Below are 18,057 nucleotides of genomic sequence, written 5' to 3'. Positions count from 1 at the left end.
TTGCATAATTTAAACAGGAAACGTTAAGGAGAGGTAATTATTATGAAAATGAATAGAGAAGAATTTATTGAAGAAGTTATTGCGAAGGTGAAACAACTTCCTATTTCAAGTGTGATGGAAACTCGCATTGATGTAGTGAGACGTGGACATTCATTTCAAGCCAAATGTCCATTTCATAATGACAATAAATTAGGTTCCTTTTCAATTAGTAATAAAAAAGGAATATTCAAATGCTTCTCCTGTGATGAAGGAGGAGATTCGGTAAAATTTATTGCGAAGTATGATAAGATTTCATTTGGTGCATCAGCAATTAAAATTGCACTGGAATTTGGTTTGATTACAAATGAAGAATATAAAGAAGCGTTTGGTGATAAAGCAGAGGTAGATGTTGCTGAAACAGTAAGAAAAACTTACATTGCATCTATGGATAAAGTGGATTATGAAGAAGAAAGAGCGGATATTGAAGTTCTTCATAATGTGTTTTCTGTATTTAGCAAAGGGATTTCTTTATGTGAAGGACATGATAAGTTAACGGAAGAACATAAAGCTTATTTGAAAGGAAGAGGCTTATCGGATAAGGATATTGAAGAAGATGGTTACTTTTCATTCCCTGGAAGACATTCTGCTTTCTTGACAAACTTTTATAATACAATGTATGAAGAGTTTGGTTATACGCCAGAAATTTTGAAGGATATCCCAGGTTTCTTCTGTACAGAAAACTGTAAGATGGACTTTCAAACGAAGGATGGAGAAATTACAGTTCCGATATATGCATATAGAAGACAAGAAGGTATCTGTATCCCAATGAAGAATGCAAAAGGTCAAATTGCAGGAATTCAAATTCGTTTAGATGAAGTGAAAGATAGTTCCAGACGTTATATTTGGTTCTCATCTACATTTGCAGATGCAGAAGATAGAAGTAATATGTACATCAATGGAACAGGTGCAGGGGCTCCTTTAGATGTTGTTTATCCAGAAAAGATAAAACATACAACATTATTTATTACAGAAGGACGCTTCAAAGCAAGAAAGATAGCAAGTACATATGGATGTATTGCTATTTCTGTTCAAGGTATTGGTAACTGGAGAAATATCGAAAAAGAAATCAAAGATATTGAGGAAAGAACGGGATATGATATTAAACATATTTGCATTGCTTATGATGCTGACATGTCATATAACATAAACGTCTATAATCAATTCAAAAAAATGACAGATAAATTAAAAGAAGAGTTTGATAAAAACATATATGTTTGTATGTGGGCAACTGAATTAGGAAAAGGGATTGATGATATTCTTGAGAATGATAAAGGGAATATGATTGATAAAATGGAAAAAACTCAATTTGACAGTTACTATGCTCAATATGTGAAGATGGTGACTGACAAAGAGGGGAAGAAAGCTTTTAAGGAAAAACCCAAACCATTATTAAAAGCTTACTTTGATAGAGAAGTCCTACCTAAATTCAACAAATACAAAGATATTGTGTAGACCGCTAATATAATGCGGTCTTTTTTTATTTAAAATATTATGTTTATAAAATAAAAATACTTTGTATTTTCTATTGTATTTCATATTAAATATAAAATTATAGATTTGTGAAATGTTATATAGATAACATTATTTTAATAAAATAAGAGGAATATATAAAACAGGTAAATGATGAATTTTAACTTAGGAGGTTAGTTTTCTTAGCAGGTTGTATTAAACAACAGGTATTCAATCAATTCTTGAAAATCCATCAATTTCAAGAGAATTTAAACAATTAAAAAGGGGAATTTTATTTTGATTAATGTAAATACGAAAGTAAAAGAACTAATTGTAATTACTCTAAAGGAAGAAAAAGATATGATTTTAGATAGAGTGAAAGGATATAGTCATACTATTAGTTCTCACGTATTACGTAAAATAGTTGCAGTTAATCCTTGTGTATTAAATGGGATTAATTACTTCATTAACACACATATTCATATGAATTAAAGTGATGTGCAAGACTATAAATTTATTATAGTCTTGTTTCTTTAGAAAGATATTTATAGTGTATAATAATAAAATCAGCAGGTATAAAGGAGTTAATTAATATGAGTTATGGTGCTTTTAGAAAGAGTATAAATTCAACGAGAATTGAAAATGATTTTATCGCATTGAAGACAATACAATCTATTGAAGAAAGAGAGAAAGCTCAGGAAATGGTTGAATTTAAAGTTCCTTTGTTTGATGAGGTTGTTGAAATTTGCGATGAATATGGAATTAATCCTGAAAACATGTATGTTTGTAATAATATTTCGAATCCATATTGGTATTGGGATGGAATCATATTTGTTTCTGTGTTTCAAATAAGTAAACAAGCATTTGAGATGTTTGAGATGGATAAACGAGTTAAAGTAAAAGAAGATATGGTCAAAAAGGCTTATGAAACAAAAGATTTTTATGAGGTAATTGCTTTTACGGAAGATTTTTTGAAGCCTTATATATTAAATGATATTTATAGAGAAGTACCTTGTGAAGAGAGATATGAACTATTCCGAGAAATATATACTTATATAGATTACAGTCATAAAGTCATAAAAAAAGAAGTGATAGATGAGGCGATTTCTTGTCAAACAGAAGCATTTAAGAAAGATTTAATGCTGAAATTGAATTCGTTAAGTAATAATGATTTCATCACAGTTTATAGAGGAGAAGGGACATATTCTATTTCTCATGAATCTGCAATGAGTTGGACTACAGATATTAATGTGGCCAGAAGATTTGCAGTAAAAGGTAGTGTATATAAAGGTGAAGTATTAAAGGGAAATGTAATTGATTATATAGAAGATAGGAATGAATCTGAAATACTGGTGTACCCCTCTAATGTTATGAACATAACTGAGGTTACAGAGAAAAAAGAATTTGATGTTATGAGAGAATTGAACTTAATGCAAGATGAAGGATTTACGGATGAATTCGCTATGTATAGAGATACTTTTGTATTGGACGAATATTATCACAACCCATCGAGTGTACATGGTCCATTACATGTGAAACGAGTTTTACTTCATGTATTATCTTTAGCTCGTACTTTAAAGTTATCAAGTGTAGAAAGAGCAATTTTAGCGAATGTAGCTGTTTTTCATGATATTGGTAGGACTCATGATGACCATTGTACAAAACATGGAGAATGGAGTTTAAAAAAGCATGAGGAACTGATTGAAGGGAGTTTTCCGTTTATTGGAGTGAATTATGTTACACCACGAACGGAAGGTCGTATGGATTATGATATTGAGTTTTTAACAGATGAAAGTATAGAAATTGTTAAGTTTATTATAGAGTATCATTGTAAAGATGATAAATTAGCGAAAAAGCACTTAAAGAAATCTAAATCTATTTTGAAAGAGAATAAAGAAATGGCTTGGAATCTTTATGAATGCTTTAAAGATTGTGATGCTTTAGATAGAGTTAGACTTGGTGATTTAGATGTAAGTTATTTAAGAAAAGAAGAATCAAAAGAAAGAGTTGCATTAGCCCATCAATTATTAACAGGTATTCGTTAAGAGAGATATTTCATCTCTCTTTTTTTATGTCCTCGAACAGAAATGATATTGAAGGGAGAGAGGGGATGTGTTATTTTTGACTAAAGTCAATAAAAAAGAAAGTAGTGGGATTAGATGTGACCTTTTAGAAAACAAGAAACTTCTCAAGTTCAATGGAAAGAACGAGTGAATATTAAAGACGATGAAGTAGATGAGTATGAAGAAGATGGTGATGATAAAGAAACATTGTCTTTCCTAATTCATTTCACGAAAAGTAAAGTGTATGTGTATGTTGCAGATGATGAGTTCTATGAAGATGAAGGAGTCATGAAGACATGTGGTAAGGATTACTGTGTGTATCGCTTTATGGGAGAATGTGTTTCCTTGCAAAAGAAAGTCTTAGTTTCAAGAACTGATACAATTAATGAAGTTTTAGATATGTATGATTTGAAAGAGTCAGAGAATACACCATATAAGATTATAGAAATTGAACCATATCAGGATGACGATGATGAATAAAATGAAAAATAGAAGAGCATACTGATTTTATGGTTGAGATGGAATGCATGTCAACCTTACATCAAGAATCGACAGAAAAAAGAGACTGTAGCAAACTACGGTCTCTTTTGTTTATTTGATATAAGAGTGCATTTCCATCAATGTCATTTCTGTATTCGTTGTTCGATTCAAATAGACAAGTTCTGCATTTGTCCTGTTAACTTCCTTCATAATTTTCTCGTAAAATGTATGATTAAAGTAATGTGTATTTACAAACACATAGTCCATGTTTTTAATAAATGAAATACTCTTGTTTAAACTATCAACATCTATTACTCGAACGTGAGGTAAAGACTCTCTTATTTTTAGTTGCCAATTCGGATGACCACCAAACACAGCTATTTTAACTTTCTTTAATGAATGGATAACGTCATCAAGTTTTATAGTATCTTGAGGGATGTCACTATTCATGCCATAAATAAAACTTCTTAAAGAAGAGAGTTCTTTCTTTTCTTTAGACAACGTTTCAACCTCTGACTCCAGTCGAGCGTTTTGTTTATCTAATTCTTTTACTTGTTTTTCCAGTGCTAAACGTTGCTCTTTCGCCTCTTTTAATTTGAATTCCGTTGTTTTCTTTAATTTCTTTAAAGATTCTTCTTTTTCTTTTAATTTTTTCTCTTTTATTTTATTAGCAAGGTACGTTTCTTCTTGCTTATCCTCTAAATATAGTTTTTTAAGGTCTTTATACATTTTTGCCATAGCCATCATGTAGAGGTATGCAGGTAACAGTAATTCGAATTTATTGGAAACATTCTCGTTTTCAATGTCTGCAATTAATAGCTCTTGGAATGTTAATTCCATTTCTTCTCTTGATAAGAAAACTTTATTTTGTATTTCTACAGGGTCTAAATCTAATGTTTCTATCCAGTTACCCAGTAACATAAAATAAGAGTTCATTTCTTCTTCTTTTTCGGGTAAAAATTTTCCTTCTTTTTCACTTATTCTTTTTAGATAGTTCACTGCCAACCAATGGAATAGGGATTGATTGGCATCTATTTTTGTTGTTCCAAATTGCTCCATGCATTCTTTTACACCTGCTTTATTCTTTGCTAAGAAAAATTTTTTAGACTGGTAAGAATGAGGACTGTTTAGCATTTCATCATATGTACTTAAGAATTCTTCAGGTATCAAAGCTCGCTTTTTCCATACGGATGCCAAGTAAATACAAATGGCAACAGAATAAATGAAGTCAACAGTGTACGGATTATTCCCCCCGCTTTTTTTCATAATATAATCTGTGTAATCAAGAAGGTTAAATTCAGACCTTTCATTTACAAATCTATAAGCCCTACTATATCCCTTTTTAATAATGGTTATGAGAGGTTCCATCTTTCTTTCTTCAGAAATGTTTCTACTATCATTTTTACAGTAGGCATAAATCCCAATAAGTTTTCGTAATACAGCTTCCGTTTCAATAAGGTAAATCTTTAATAATGGTTCTTTTGAATAAGGACTCTCTTTATACGCCTGATAATATTCCCATTCATTTTCTTTGTATTTTGCATGAATAAGAGAATGTGCATTTGGAGCAGAAGCTAAGGCAATAAACATGATGAAGTCAATATCAAGTTTATTTCGTTGCATATAATAATAATCATTTAATAGGGGGTTCGTTCCGTCATTTAAATTTATGTGCATGTAATCATCTCCAGGCAATAGTCATGATTTCATTGTATGAAGAAGTGAGACGTTCGTCAAACCAAATAAAAAAGTCGTTAGTTACTCTGGACTAACAACTTTATATTCATGTATAGAAGTGTCAATATTCTTTGTGGTTTTATCTGTGATGTTATTTGTATGACTTGAATAATTGATGACTAAAAACATGGAGAATGCAATGACTAAAGAACTGATAATCATAGATTCAATTGAAACATAACCTTTTTTATTTTTTAATGTATTCATTTTATCACCTCTCCTTTTATTGTTTATATATTATATGCGATAAAATCTGAAAAAACAGAGATTTAGGGTGAATATATTTCTATCATTTAGGAAACTACTAAGCACTCATTGAATTGACTATAGTTAATAAATTTAATACTATAATAGTATACTGTTGAAAGAAAGGAGGCGGTATAGATGAATCCGAATGTTGCTATTTTTGTGATGATTGGTTGCTGTATTGGTTCGTTATTAATGGGGCTTATTTTTGGCTATTTAATATGGGGATTTAAAGCAAGCGATTTAAAAGATGAATTAGAGGAAGAACAACGATTAGCGAAGATTGAAAGAGATAAACAAATTGCTGAAGTGGAACAATTAAAGAAGTTGAAACTTGAAGCTGAAACAGCGGTTTCTAATCAGGTTGAAAAGATGAAAGATATGGAAATTGAAAACAAAAAGTATGAGAAAGAGTTATCTGAAGCGAAATCACAACTTTTCGTATATGAAAAGTTATCACAACAAAATCAAAAATAGAGTGACTACAGTTGTAGTCATTTTTTGTAAAGAGAGGTGTTAGAGATGAATAAACAAATGTCTATTAATCAAAAAAGAGATTTAGACTTAGTGAGGCGAATTCAGTACCAATTAGAACTATATGGAATTCGAAAGGATATGTCTCCAGAAGAGCTGTCTGCATTGTTAGAGGAATTGGCAACATTGTCAGTAGATGTTGTTAGAGAGATGAAAGAGTTAACGGAATAGAATTTTTATATGGAGGAATGGATAAATGGTGAGGAACTCAAATGATACAGTGGAAGCAGGAATGATATTTTTCGCGTGTATGATAGTTTTTGCTTCAGTTATAGTTGGGTATCTTTTTTTAACGAAATTGTTAGACGAAGAGAATAAAAAGATTGAATATAAGCATGAGCAATCCCATAAGAACGCTGAAATATCAGAGGATTTAATAGCTAAAGAACTAAATACAGAAAAGAAAAAGTTTATACTTTCTGATAGAGGGGGAAAGGTGTTAGGTGAGTCTTATTCAAGTTCTTGGATAAATAAAGATTTGTCAGGAAATGTGAAGACAGATGACGGTGAATACATCGTGTATTTTGACACAGAGCAGGTAAAAAAAGAAGATGTGGAGATGTACAAGCCAGTGAAAATAAAAAAGATAGTCAAGGAGGGGTAAAGTGGATGGAAAACTAAAAAAAACGCTAAAGGAAATACATAAAGTACATCAAAAAAGAAAGAAACAAAAAGAAAATCCGAACAAGTTTTGGAATAAGTATGAAGAGGCAATTCAATTCCTAATTATTTTCTTTTTTACATTCATAGTGCCCTGCATTGTTGTTTATGGAGCTATTCATCTTATTGAATGGATTAAGAGCATAATACATTTCTAATGAGAATAATTTTCCTGCACATTCAAAATCAAAAGCCTTATAGTTGTGTATAAAAATAGACCATTGTTTTCATATGGTCTATTTTCTATGAAAATAAAATTGACTATAGTATAAAGTAAGTTATATAATTGACTATAGTAAATAAGAATGTGAGGGATAGAAATGTTATACGATTCATTAATTGGTAAGAAATTTGTAGAAGTAAAAAAGAAATTGCTAAATAGTCCTGATTTAAAACGATTTCCTTTTATGATTGCATTCGAATTAATGAAGGATGGTTTCGTTTGTATTTCTGAAAAAGATGGTGTGAAATATACCGTTTTGAATGGTTGTCTAAATAAACAAAATGAATTTGGTGCTTGGGAAGTTAGTTTGTTGTCCGTGTGGCAAGCAGATGGACTCTGGTATATAGAGCCAAAAGAGGATTTGACTGATGAACAAGAAGATAAAATTGAATCTCTCTTTTCTTCAAGTGAGCTGATTCGTCCTTATATTTCTGATGAATCAGAATTGGACTCTATGACATTAAAAGAATTAAAAAACAAATTAGCAGAGATGAAAATTCTGTTTGATAAAGGAAATTTAATGAATGCAACGGACTTTGTTTCTGTAAAAATGCAGAAAGAAATCATTGAGAAACTAATCTCAAATATAGAGAGTGATAAAAACAAATGGGAACAAATCAAAAGAATTGCATAAAGGAAGAGGATGTACTATGAAAAACATTACGATTGAACAACTACATGAATTAGATTCTTATGATTATGCATGGTTTGCTATTAAATTTATGGGTCATAGGAATTATAGAAATCCAGAATCTATGGATAAGCAAGTTTCCAAATCTTGTACACCGAAAAAAATGAAGGAATTCTTAGAAAGACAAGGTGTAGTTTCATTCGAAGAGTCAGATGATATTCATTCTCTTTGGGAGAAAGTAAAAGAAACTATTAAGCAACTAAATAAATAGAAGGTTTGTAAATTATGAAAAATTCGTCAAATATGGGTTCGAGTAAATATGAATATAATCCTGAAAAATTTGAAAAGGATGTTCTGAATAATGAAGAAAGATATCATGGGAAATTACAGGAGATTAAAGAGGAGCTTAGTATATTACTGAAAAATGAGCCTTCTCGAATGAACGAAACATTCTCCATGATGCTTCAATCCTTAAGAGAATTAAAGGAAGAATATCATTTATAAAAATAGTAAAGGTGGTTGTAACGATATGAATATTGAAATGGTTATTAACGAGGTACCTCTTACAGTTGTTGCTGATTTTGAAGGTATAAAAAAAGACCTGGAATTAAAGAAGGTAGAAGTACAAGAGGCAGAAGAACTATTTATGAAATTACATGAAGTTGATGAATATGCAACGAAAGAAGAATCTTTACGTGATATTGAACAAATGCTGAAGTTTGTAAATTCTCTTGAGCATAATGAAGACGCATTGATTGAACATGTTCGTGATGTTCGAAAAAAGAAAAACGGGAAGTTTTGGTTGAATTCAGGGACAACACTTTCTCGATTAGAGTGTGTAACAGAGTATTTTACAGATTATACAAATGCATGGAGCACACCGCAATTACGACTCGAAGTAATTGATGCTGATACATGTGAATTAGTCTTTAGAAATCGAACGGAAACATTATAAAAATGGAGTGAGAATTCATGGAACAAGGACAATATAAACATGTAAATGCATTGGTTGTGGAACGTTGTTTAAATTGGACAAAAAGAACAGTTCCTAACAATGACCAAGGACTTCCTTATTATGCAGAGTTTTGGGTAGATAAAAAAGGTGACAAGATGGAGCCTACAAACTTCTGGGGTCCTGCCTCTAATGAAGGTGATGGTATAAAATTCGCATCCATGCTATTAGGTATGGGATACATGGTAAATACATACAGGATTAGGGAACATCATACCATTGTTGAAATAGTTGAGGATAGAGAAGGTGGACAGAAGTGGACAGCAGAAGCAACTGTTTGGCAATTGGCTTTGTGTTTATGTGCATTGAAAACGAAAAATGTAGATGTCTCCGCATGGGAAGATAAAGAAAAGAAAGGCATTGAATATGGGATTGAGTTTTGTCAGTAGTATATTGGAGGGAGTAGGGTGATGAATAAAGTGAAAAATCTTGTAATTTATACAAATAAATATTTTAAAGATGATGAGAAGGCTTTGTTTGATGTTGATACAGAAACAGTCCTGTTAACAGGAGATTATTATCATGACAAAATTGATTTTAAGATAGAAGGATATCTACTGGCCTTAAATATTAATAAAGATGATGTTCCAACGGAGGAAATTGATAACTCCCACAAATATTTCGAAAAATTTAATTTTATGGAGGACTAAACAAACTAAGAAGAGAAAGATGCTTTTTCTAAAAACGATTAAATAGAAACTTCTACGAGATGAATAATAAGAACAGTAGCTTTCTTTATGTATATAAAAGGAGCAAAGAATCATGAGAGGGAATAAGAAAAATACAATTTATCACTCTGTTTTTTATTTTGATAAAAAAGAAGAGTATGGAGTAGAAGTTAGCTTTGAGCCCTATGGACTTATCTATAGGGTTCTTTTAAAAACATGTAATGTCTTCAATAAAGAAGATAAGTCACATCATTTTTATTTGCTACGAAATCCATTTTCTTCTCAAATATTTACAGAGAGAATTCAAAAAAAAGTAAGTTTGCATCTAAGGAAACTTCATTCGCATTATAAAAAATGGGGGGTTCCAGAAGATATAGTTGGGTTTCCGTGGAAACAAGAAGAAGAGAATTAAAGAGGTGAAAGTTATGAAGATAACAACATTCAAGGAGAAGCGGTTCAATTGTAAGTTTTGTGGTAGAGAAATGAATACAAATGATAGAACATATAGAGCGAACTCATTCTGCTCTCACTGTTACGAAGAGAGATTAGCTTCTTCAGGTGCTATAGACTTACGGGGGAATCATCAATCTCTACAAATGGATGTTGATTATTCTGAAGTGATTCCAGTAGATAAAGAGAAAGCATGGTGTAAGAAAGAATGAGTTACGTATGACAAAGAAAAAGACACATGAAGAATTCGTTGAAGAGGTTAAAACCTTTGTAGGGAATGATTATGTTGTTATAGGAACCTATAGGGGAAGTAAAGAAAGAATAAGAATAAAACACTTACTTTGCAATCATGAATGGGATGTGTTTCCGTATCAATTTTTGCATAGGAGTAAATGTTCTCACTGTGGAAAAGGTAGAAAGACAAAAGAACAATTCCAAAAAGATGTTTCAAATCAGTGGGGTGATGAGTATATTGTTATTGGAGAATATATTAATAACCGCACGAAAGTACAAATGAAACATTTGGTTTGTGGCAGGGAGTGGGCATTTACACCTTTGAATTTAAAAAAATGTAAAGGATGTACAACTTGTAATAGTAAAAGAATCAAAAGATACAAAAAAACACATGCCGATTTCATAAAAGAAGTCTATGAAAATGTTAAAAATGAATACAAAGTTTTAGGAACTTATAAAAATAATAGAGAGAAAATATTAATGCAACACACTACATGTGGTAATGAGTGGTTAGTCACACCTAAGAACTTTTTAACGAATAATAGCAGATGTCCAGAATGCAATTCTAAACAAAAAGGGATAAAAGATTTTAAAAAGAAAGTAAATCAAGCAGTTGGTGATGAATATATAGTTGTTGGTGAGTATATAAACAATAAGACAAAAATAAGAATGTTGCACAGAAAATGTGGTGAAATAGTTGAAATTGCACCTAATAATTTTTCAAAAGGGTGTCGTTGTTCTAACTGTTCATCTAAAAAAGCTAATATCAAAAAACGGAAAACACACGCAGAGTTTGTATGTGATATTTATCGTTTAGAAGGCGACAAATACACCGTTATAGGTATATATATTGATTTCAAAACTCATGTGTCTTTAAAACATAATGAATGTGGTCATATATGGGACAGTACACCACATAATTTTTTTGCAGGTAGAAGATGCCCGAAATGTAGAGCAAGTAAAGGTGAAAAAGAAATAGAAAAATTCTTACAAGAGCATAATATCGTTTATAAATCTCAATATATTGCACAAGGGTGTAGATACAAAAGAGACTTGAGATTTGACTTTGGTATTTTCAGTAATAATAATCTTGTGGCCGTAATTGAATATGACGGGCAACAACATATTACGCCAGTCTCTATTTTTGGTGGGAAAAAAGCTTTTGAAACTTTGCAAAAACGAGATGAGATAAAAAATAATTATTGTAAGGTAAATGGGATTAAAATGTTTAGAATACCATTTTGGGATATAGAGGATATTGATGAAATTTTATCTGACTTATTTATACCTTTTATCAGAGAAGCGGAAAAAATAGCATAATTTCCATACTTTATATTGACTATAGTAAATGAAAGTGAGAAGATATTGCTAAGATACTTGTACATAAATAAATAATAAATTTAGGAGAGATTTCATATGTTAGTAAAATTACCAGTTAATGTGTCAGCAAATTTGCCATTTAATGTGTTAGCAGATTTACCATTTCATTTATTAAAAGAACTACGAGTAAAACACTTTTCTCATAATGACTATGATGGGGTTGGTTGTGGCATTTTAACAAAATTAGCATTTAAGAACAGGAACGTTCGTTATTTAGATTATAAGCGAGTAGATGAGGAAGTTCAGAGGTTTATCACCAATGGCTCTTATAAGAAATATGATGTTGTTCTTATCACAGATATTTTTATTAGTGAGGAAAACTGTAAGGCGTTAGATAAGTTACATAAGAATAAGGACATCATTGTCATTTATATTGACCATCATGCAACAGAGAAGCGACCATGGATTCTTGAATATGAATGGGCATTGATTGAATCAGAGACATCTAAAACGAGCTTTTCTACACCTGTAGATGAAAGAATGGACGCTAAGACATCTGCTACCTCATTGTTGTTTGAATACTTCATGTCTCAAAATGTAAAGTTCAATGCTAATCTAAAGGCTGTTAAGAAATTTGTTGAATCTGTTCGAAGATATGACACTTGGGAATGGCATAAAGTGTATGACGATATTGAACCGAATAGATGGAATGCATTACTTTATTTATATGGTCGTACAGATTTTGAGGCGATGGTGTTGGAAAAATTAAAGACAGAATATACATTTAATCAATCGGAGTTAACAATTATTCAAATTGAAGAGAAACGAATTGAGAATTATATTAGAGGAAAAGAACAAACAATCATTGAAAAGAATATCTTGGGTCATACAGCAGGAGTTATTTTTGCAGAACAGTATCATTCTGAATTAGGAAATGTTTTAGCTGAAAGAAGACCTGATTTGGATTTCATCATTATTATTAATCCATCTCGAACAATTAGTTATCGAGGGGTGAAGGATGATATTCATATTGGAAATGATATTGCCTATGTATTCCGTGGTGGTGGACACCCACAATCAGCAGGTTCTCCAATTGATAAATATCTAATAAACACATTTATTGATATGTTATTTGGAGAGACACAAAAAAGAGATAACTACCCTTTATTAGCATAAAGGGTAGAATTCTAATGTATTTTTTGAAAAATAAGATATATTTATCTATAGAGGATAGAGAATGTTTAGGTATATGGTGGATTTCAAATTTAAACATTATTGATACTGACACTGCACATATAGAGTATTTTGTATTGGGAGTCGATAATGAACGTTTTTTGAAGGTAGTGAGAAGAAATTTTCTACAAAGAATAATGCGGATTGAGATTTCTACACTACTGGATAAAGAATTAAGCCTTTTAAAAGAATCCTTAATTCATTGGGAAAAGGAGTGTCAGCGGGTCAAAGAAAATGTAGAATTTTCATCTGATTAAACAAAAGTAAATTCATTGTCCGAGTGTATTTATGCAATGATTTATGATTTTTTGACTAATTGTTATTAAAATGACTATGACAAATCCAATCATGGATTAAGAAGCATTAGCCTATATAACTTTGTGTTATTATAATCTATCAAAATGTATCGCTCAAATTAGGGTTTAACTAAATGTTATTACGATTATCGTGGGATACATATCAAATCTGTTTTTTAAAATTTTATAACAAACTAATTGTTATTTAAAAGACCAATTCGAAGGGATTAGTGGGATTTTAAAGGAGTTTATTTTAACTATGTGTTATTGAAATATGTGCATGTTACGGCGGTCACCTTAAAACTATTTTTATAGAACTAAATGTTATTTTAAGGTGAAATTTTCGGAATGGATTATTTACTTTATTTTTAGGGAAACTTTATGTTATTCTTCCAGAAGAATCTTTATTGGAATTTTTGAAATGTAGCAGAGGATAAAAAATAATTCAAACGAATGAAAAACTCACTATAATTCAGTGAGTTTTTCATTTATTCCTGAGTAGTTATAGCTTATTCATTAGCAATCTAAAATAAAGAAATGATTAAAAAAGAGGTATTGCAAATCAATTATTTAAAAAGGGGGGTTATAAAATGAAAAATAAAATGTTTGATGTAGAGAAAGTTATTGCAACTGCTAAAGAAATGGGGATGGATGTAGAAATCAATTCTGATAATCCTGGATTTCATTTTATATCAGAAAATAAGGAAGAACGAATCGTTTCGTATGATGATGTTTTGATGAGGATAAACCTATTACAGAAACTAAAATAATAGATATTTAATGTGATTTTATTATTGGTATAATAAGAGAATAGAAATGAATAAAAAGGGGTTTTATAATATGAAAAAAGAGAATAAAGAATTATCATATATATTGGATTATGTCTTTGAACATTATTTGGACTGTGACCTTTCAGATGAACAAAGAGAGGACGTTGAAGCAGGATATAAGCAAATTAAGGGTATGATAGAACAGGCTGATAAACAGGGGTTTCTGCAAAGTGTAATTGAAGGAAAATGGTTTCAAACCAAAACAGAAAATAAACGAGTTTTCCTTGTAAAAATACAATTGGCCCATTCTGTGAAGTTAGATGGTGGTCGTAAAGAAAGAGAATTAAAAACTTTATGGTTATCAAAAGAAGACCCTGAAGGAATGGCGTTTAGTGATGTGAAAGAAAGCTCTTTTGATTTCAAAGAAGGGGTTTTAACAATTAATGAAGCATCATCTTATAATTTTGGTTCGATGGAGCCTGGTGATGATTGTATTTATGATGAAAATGGAGTGTTAGATGAATTTAAATTACAGAATGTTGTAGTTAGAAATAGTCGAGATGGTTTTGTTTATGAACCGGAATTTATTGAAGTGTGGAATAGATTAAAAGAATCTAATCTTGATGGGATTCCTGTATTAAAAACTAACTAATAGGATAGTAAAAAGTGTGAATATTAGTTTCGCACTTTTTTTATAAATAAAAATGGAAAGAGGTTGGACTATATGGAACTACAGGCAAATCATGTACAAGCATTAAGAGAAATAGATGGTGGAGCAACAATATTTGATTTTTTCCTTGCTAAAGACCTAAGAGAAGTACAAAAGGTAGATAGTGAATTGTTAACGATTGTAGACAATATGAATGAACTGAGTAAGATAACAGGAATTACATATAATGGGGCAGAACGTCTTCCTTATTTTGGGGCGATTTTAACTCAAAAGGGTAAGGATGTAATCTATAAATAGTATCTTTGATTATATATAAAAGAGCAGATAAAATGTCTGCTCTTTCTTGTGTTTATGCAATTTGTTTTAATTCATGAGAGTGGTTCCATGAATATACATAGTCATCATCATTCTCTTTAAATCCCATTCTCATCCAGAATGATTCTGCTTCAGATAAAGAGTAGAGTAATAGTGTTTTGCTTGCAAATACACCTTTTAAAAACTGAACGATAATATTTCCTATACCTTTTCCTTGATGTTTGTTTGCCAAAAATAAATTTTCGATGACTACAGTGTTTTCTTCCTCATGAAAGAACGATAAATCAAACGGCATGTCATCTTCTCCATAATCTTGTTGAAACGACTTGGAATTAAATTGTTTTAACTGTAAGAAGCCAATAAATTTATTATTTAAATAAATGATTGAAATGTTTTTGTTTGAAACATCTTCCATAATCCTTTTTTGTATAAACTGAAAAACCTCTTTATCAAATTCAAAATCTAAATTTAAAGGTTTTAATGAAAGTTTTCCATTAGTAAATGAATGAAAATTATGGTTAAATACATAAGCCATGATAGTATCTCCTTTTTATAGAATCTAATTGATTACCTGTTTTATAAACTCTATAAATCATATGTATTTCAAAAAGGAAATATAAAAGACAGACCCAAAAAAAGAGTCTGTCTATTGTTATAATTCTGTATGGGTGATAGTGCCTGTTGAATTTTTGCCACTGCGATATTCAATGGTATTACTTTCACTAAACGCTACCTGAGGTTGAATGTTTTCTGGAAGAATATATCGAATAGAAAAGTCCCCATTTTCTAAGTGTTTAATAATGAGCTGTTTTTCTTTGACATCTGGAGAACTACTAATATCAATATAATAACGGTCTTCAGGAAAAGTAAGATAACCATAATGTTTCATTTTGTCATTATCTGTAATCTTAGTATCATTTTTCAATTCGTATGGTACTAAGAATTGATAAGTTCTGTCACCTTGATTATCCGAAATGATATAAGAATGTGGGATGTCTGTATAAGTTCGCTCTTTCCCTTTAGGGATTGTGTCTAAAACTTTATGAGTTAACTCACGAGTCATCTTGTCGTACTTTGTATAATTGCTTATTTCTTTTTCTGCATCTTTAGATAAGTCACTGTCATTTCCACACCCGCTAATGAGTAACAAGGATAGAGCTGAAATGGCTAAAAATAAGGATTTTCTTTTCATCGTATAAATTCTCCTTTATTAAATTAATGGATACGTGTTAATAGCATGGGTAGTTGATACTTTCCCATTTGAAACTTTATATTTAAGTGTTTGCGTAGCAGTGAGTAGCTTCTCATCTTTTTCAGGAACCAGATATTGAACAAAATATCGAGACTCTTCTATTCTTTTAATTACAAGCTTTCTTGTATTTTCTTCTGTTGAAACAATAATATCAATGAATGCATTGTAATCATTTACTGTTAACTCTGTGTAATGCTTGCCTTCTGCTTTATCTGTTTCTTTCGCTTCTCCCGTAAAATCATAAGGAACTAAGAATGCGTATGTTTTTGTGCCATCTGAATTTACAATTACTGAAGCATTTCTCACATCTGGAATTTCTTTGGTATCTCCTATAGCAATACTATTCAAAATAGCTTTTGTCATAGTCGCTGAAATGTTTTCAAATTTTTGATATGTAATATCCTTTTTCTCTTCAACGGGTGGCTTGTTATCTATCTCGGTGGAGATAGAATCACATCCGTTCAGAGCAAGTAATGTACCAATTGAACAAGCGTATACCATCACTTTTTTTAGATGTATCATAATCCTCCTTTATTTTTATTGACTATAGTTAATATAATATCATATAATTCAGATTGAATACATAATGGATTAAAAAACAGAAGATAAAAGGTAGGGAAATACGATGAAAGAATTAGGACGGTATTTTTATCAGGTGTTTAGAAAGTCAGTCTTTGAATTAAGTAAACGTGGATATACGACAACTGCTTATAAGGCAAATGCAGAATATAAGAGAAGACCAAATAAATTCCCATTTATTGCTCCCTCTACACTGTATGTATTAGTGGGAACAGAGGATTCAAGAGATAATAATTGGATGGAGGTAGGAGTCGCTGAACAGCCGTTTATTGAATTGCTTTCTTATGTGATTACTTCTAAAAATAAAAAGAAAACATTTATGAAACTATTGAAAAGATTAGATGAAAAACCAACACCAAATAGATTTGTAAATTTACTACATTTTTTTAAAGCTCTAAAATTTTCATATGAAAAAGAAACGGGAAGTTTAGAAGAATTTGAGATTTTACAGATTGATAATGTTGCAATGCATAACCAAGCCAATGCAAGTGTTGTTCGCATGAAATTAGAGAAAGAACAAGCGTTATATCAAGCTTGTTTAGATAAAGCGGAGTTTCACAAGCGAAATATCAAGATGTATGAAGCAAGTTTATTGAATGGGGTTAAAGAATGAATATAATTCTATTGATAGAATACCGATAAACTGTTGATTTCTACTTAACAAGCATTAATGTTATTTCTTACTTCGGCAAAGATACCTCTACTTTTATGAAACCCTATAGCTAAATTGTGACAGGTACTATTGAAAACTTGAAACGTTATAGCTATATGGTGGCTACAACTCTTGTATTCGAGGGTATAAGATATAGGTTTTATTATAAACTCTTATGTTATTTCTATAATAAAAAGAAAACATTATAGAAGGGAAGGGATACTATGAGGAAATCACCTGTTGTAACAACATTGAAGTGGGTTACATTTGGAGTAGAAGCCTTTTTTGCTATTCCGATTGTAGGTGGAACGTTTATCTTGAGCTTCTTATGGATACCACTATTTATTGCTTTGCTTTTACATATTGCAACAATCGTTATGTGTAAAAAGGAAGAAGGTTCGATTGGGGGTAATGTGGTAGGTATTATTGCATCTGTTTTAGGAGCCATTCCATTCTTAGGTTGGCTATTACACCTAATGACAGCAATCGTCCTATTGATTGAAGGTATTAGAATGTCAAAATCAGAATAAAGCATGAAAAAAGC

At 30.8% G+C, this 18,057-nt stretch carries 29 protein-coding genes; 24 read left to right on the top strand and 5 right to left on the bottom strand.

All coding sequences use genetic code 11. The features are described 5' to 3' along the window. Window positions 1–42: 42 nt before the first annotated feature. The 4 genes from V7S50_RS12595 (at window position 43) to V7S50_RS12580 (ending at window position 4,031) form a co-directional block, all read left to right on the top strand. Window positions 43–1,491: a CHC2 zinc finger domain-containing protein gene (locus V7S50_RS12595; RefSeq protein ID WP_336376248.1), complete on the top strand. Its 1,449-nt coding sequence runs from the start codon at window positions 43–45 to the stop codon at window positions 1,489–1,491. A gap of 294 nt (window positions 1,492–1,785) precedes the next feature. Beyond that, window positions 1,786–1,980 carry a hypothetical protein gene (locus tag V7S50_RS12590; protein WP_000611380.1) on the top strand — a complete coding sequence of 65 codons (195 nt, stop codon included), beginning with the start codon at window positions 1,786–1,788 and terminating at the stop codon, window positions 1,978–1,980. Between the two features lie 101 nt (window positions 1,981–2,081). Continuing rightward, a complete protein-coding gene (locus tag V7S50_RS12585) occupies window positions 2,082–3,533 on the top strand; it encodes an HD domain-containing protein (protein ID WP_336376249.1) in 1,452 nt (483 codons plus the stop codon). 165 nt (window positions 3,534–3,698) lie between these two features. After that, on the top strand, window positions 3,699–4,031 hold the full coding sequence (locus V7S50_RS12580) for a hypothetical protein (protein ID WP_336376250.1): 333 nt from the start codon (window positions 3,699–3,701) through the stop codon (window positions 4,029–4,031). A gap of 111 nt (window positions 4,032–4,142) precedes the next feature. Here V7S50_RS12580 and V7S50_RS12575 read toward each other — a convergent pair whose 3' ends face one another. Both V7S50_RS12575 and V7S50_RS12570 read right to left on the bottom strand, forming a co-directional pair. After that, entirely contained in the window at window positions 4,143–5,708 is a 1,566-nt protein-coding gene (locus V7S50_RS12575) for a hypothetical protein (RefSeq protein WP_319790966.1), read from the bottom strand. Between the two features lie 81 nt (window positions 5,709–5,789). Further along, window positions 5,790–5,975 (bottom strand): hypothetical protein, encoded by a 186-nt coding sequence (locus tag V7S50_RS12570; protein WP_098349643.1) that lies wholly within the window; start codon window positions 5,973–5,975, stop codon window positions 5,790–5,792. Window positions 5,976–6,152: 177 nt separating this feature from the next. Here V7S50_RS12570 and V7S50_RS12565 point away from each other — a divergent pair, with 177 nt between their 5' ends. From V7S50_RS12565 to V7S50_RS12480, 18 genes are all read left to right on the top strand, one after another. After that, a complete protein-coding gene (locus V7S50_RS12565) occupies window positions 6,153–6,491 on the top strand; it encodes a seryl-tRNA synthetase (RefSeq protein ID WP_098349644.1) in 339 nt (112 codons plus the stop codon). Window positions 6,492–6,536: 45 nt separating this feature from the next. Continuing rightward, the gene (locus tag V7S50_RS12560) at window positions 6,537–6,719 is read left to right on the top strand and encodes a hypothetical protein (protein WP_001041490.1); all 183 of its coding nucleotides are present in this window, start codon (window positions 6,537–6,539) and stop codon (window positions 6,717–6,719) included. 25 nt (window positions 6,720–6,744) lie between these two features. Then, window positions 6,745–7,152 (top strand): hypothetical protein, encoded by a 408-nt coding sequence (locus V7S50_RS12555; RefSeq protein WP_086877700.1) that lies wholly within the window; start codon window positions 6,745–6,747, stop codon window positions 7,150–7,152. Between the two features lies 1 nt (window position 7,153). Continuing rightward, a complete protein-coding gene (locus V7S50_RS12550) occupies window positions 7,154–7,366 on the top strand; it encodes a hypothetical protein (RefSeq protein ID WP_336376251.1) in 213 nt (70 codons plus the stop codon). A 162-nt stretch (window positions 7,367–7,528) separates the two neighbouring features. Further along, window positions 7,529–8,065 carry a hypothetical protein gene (locus V7S50_RS12545; protein ID WP_336376252.1) on the top strand — a complete coding sequence of 179 codons (537 nt, stop codon included), beginning with the start codon at window positions 7,529–7,531 and terminating at the stop codon, window positions 8,063–8,065. A 16-nt stretch (window positions 8,066–8,081) separates the two neighbouring features. Further along, window positions 8,082–8,333: a hypothetical protein gene (locus V7S50_RS12540; protein ID WP_098368530.1), complete on the top strand. Its 252-nt coding sequence runs from the start codon at window positions 8,082–8,084 to the stop codon at window positions 8,331–8,333. Between the two features lie 14 nt (window positions 8,334–8,347). After that, window positions 8,348–8,566: a hypothetical protein gene (locus tag V7S50_RS12535; RefSeq protein WP_336376253.1), complete on the top strand. Its 219-nt coding sequence runs from the start codon at window positions 8,348–8,350 to the stop codon at window positions 8,564–8,566. Window positions 8,567–8,591: 25 nt separating this feature from the next. Further along, window positions 8,592–9,017 carry a hypothetical protein gene (locus tag V7S50_RS12530; RefSeq protein ID WP_336376254.1) on the top strand — a complete coding sequence of 142 codons (426 nt, stop codon included), beginning with the start codon at window positions 8,592–8,594 and terminating at the stop codon, window positions 9,015–9,017. A 17-nt stretch (window positions 9,018–9,034) separates the two neighbouring features. Then, a complete protein-coding gene (locus tag V7S50_RS12525) occupies window positions 9,035–9,463 on the top strand; it encodes a hypothetical protein (RefSeq protein WP_336376255.1) in 429 nt (142 codons plus the stop codon). Window positions 9,464–9,484: 21 nt separating this feature from the next. Continuing rightward, window positions 9,485–9,724 carry a hypothetical protein gene (locus tag V7S50_RS12520; protein ID WP_336376256.1) on the top strand — a complete coding sequence of 80 codons (240 nt, stop codon included), beginning with the start codon at window positions 9,485–9,487 and terminating at the stop codon, window positions 9,722–9,724. A gap of 112 nt (window positions 9,725–9,836) precedes the next feature. Beyond that, a complete protein-coding gene (locus V7S50_RS12515; protein WP_001214850.1) occupies window positions 9,837–10,154 on the top strand; it encodes a hypothetical protein in 318 nt (105 codons plus the stop codon). A gap of 13 nt (window positions 10,155–10,167) precedes the next feature. After that, window positions 10,168–10,404: a hypothetical protein gene (locus tag V7S50_RS12510; RefSeq protein ID WP_336376257.1), complete on the top strand. Its 237-nt coding sequence runs from the start codon at window positions 10,168–10,170 to the stop codon at window positions 10,402–10,404. 7 nt (window positions 10,405–10,411) lie between these two features. Then, entirely contained in the window at window positions 10,412–11,746 is a 1,335-nt protein-coding gene (locus V7S50_RS12505; RefSeq protein WP_336376258.1) for a DUF2726 domain-containing protein, read from the top strand. Between the two features lie 96 nt (window positions 11,747–11,842). After that, entirely contained in the window at window positions 11,843–12,922 is a 1,080-nt protein-coding gene (locus V7S50_RS12500; protein WP_336376259.1) for a DHH family phosphoesterase, read from the top strand. Window positions 12,923–12,936: 14 nt separating this feature from the next. Next, window positions 12,937–13,236: a hypothetical protein gene (locus V7S50_RS12495; protein ID WP_336584301.1), complete on the top strand. Its 300-nt coding sequence runs from the start codon at window positions 12,937–12,939 to the stop codon at window positions 13,234–13,236. Between the two features lie 629 nt (window positions 13,237–13,865). Next, window positions 13,866–14,045, top strand: a complete 180-nt coding sequence (locus V7S50_RS12490; RefSeq protein ID WP_336376261.1) for a hypothetical protein — start codon at window positions 13,866–13,868, stop codon at window positions 14,043–14,045. 70 nt (window positions 14,046–14,115) lie between these two features. Then, window positions 14,116–14,697 carry a hypothetical protein gene (locus V7S50_RS12485; RefSeq protein WP_336376262.1) on the top strand — a complete coding sequence of 194 codons (582 nt, stop codon included), beginning with the start codon at window positions 14,116–14,118 and terminating at the stop codon, window positions 14,695–14,697. A 72-nt stretch (window positions 14,698–14,769) separates the two neighbouring features. Further along, window positions 14,770–15,012, top strand: coding sequence for a hypothetical protein (locus V7S50_RS12480; protein ID WP_283747790.1), 243 nt, complete (start codon window positions 14,770–14,772; stop codon window positions 15,010–15,012). Between the two features lie 52 nt (window positions 15,013–15,064). Here the strand turns inward: V7S50_RS12480 and V7S50_RS12475 are convergent, their stop codons facing one another. From V7S50_RS12475 to V7S50_RS12465, 3 genes are all read right to left on the bottom strand, one after another. Beyond that, complete coding sequence (locus V7S50_RS12475) at window positions 15,065–15,565, bottom strand: GNAT family N-acetyltransferase (protein WP_336376263.1); 501 nt, start codon at window positions 15,563–15,565, stop codon at window positions 15,065–15,067. Window positions 15,566–15,682: 117 nt separating this feature from the next. Beyond that, window positions 15,683–16,222, bottom strand: a complete 540-nt coding sequence (locus tag V7S50_RS12470; protein WP_336376264.1) for a hypothetical protein — start codon at window positions 16,220–16,222, stop codon at window positions 15,683–15,685. 18 nt (window positions 16,223–16,240) lie between these two features. Next, window positions 16,241–16,804 (bottom strand): hypothetical protein, encoded by a 564-nt coding sequence (locus tag V7S50_RS12465; protein ID WP_336376265.1) that lies wholly within the window; start codon window positions 16,802–16,804, stop codon window positions 16,241–16,243. Window positions 16,805–16,907: 103 nt separating this feature from the next. Between V7S50_RS12465 and V7S50_RS12460 the strand changes: the two genes are divergently transcribed. Together V7S50_RS12460 and V7S50_RS12455 are read left to right on the top strand one after the other, a co-directional pair. Further along, on the top strand, window positions 16,908–17,474 hold the full coding sequence (locus tag V7S50_RS12460) for a hypothetical protein (protein ID WP_336376266.1): 567 nt from the start codon (window positions 16,908–16,910) through the stop codon (window positions 17,472–17,474). Between the two features lie 263 nt (window positions 17,475–17,737). Next, the gene (locus V7S50_RS12455) at window positions 17,738–18,043 is read left to right on the top strand and encodes a hypothetical protein (protein WP_336376267.1); all 306 of its coding nucleotides are present in this window, start codon (window positions 17,738–17,740) and stop codon (window positions 18,041–18,043) included. Window positions 18,044–18,057 lie beyond the last annotated feature (14 nt).

This window comes from Bacillus sp. CCNWLW194, from assembly GCF_037120585.1.
GTDB classification, from domain to species: domain Bacteria; phylum Bacillota; class Bacilli; order Bacillales; family Bacillaceae_G; genus Bacillus_A; species Bacillus_A basilensis.
The sequence above is the reverse complement of the archived record's forward strand: the minus strand, read 5'-3'. Positions and strand labels throughout refer to the sequence as shown.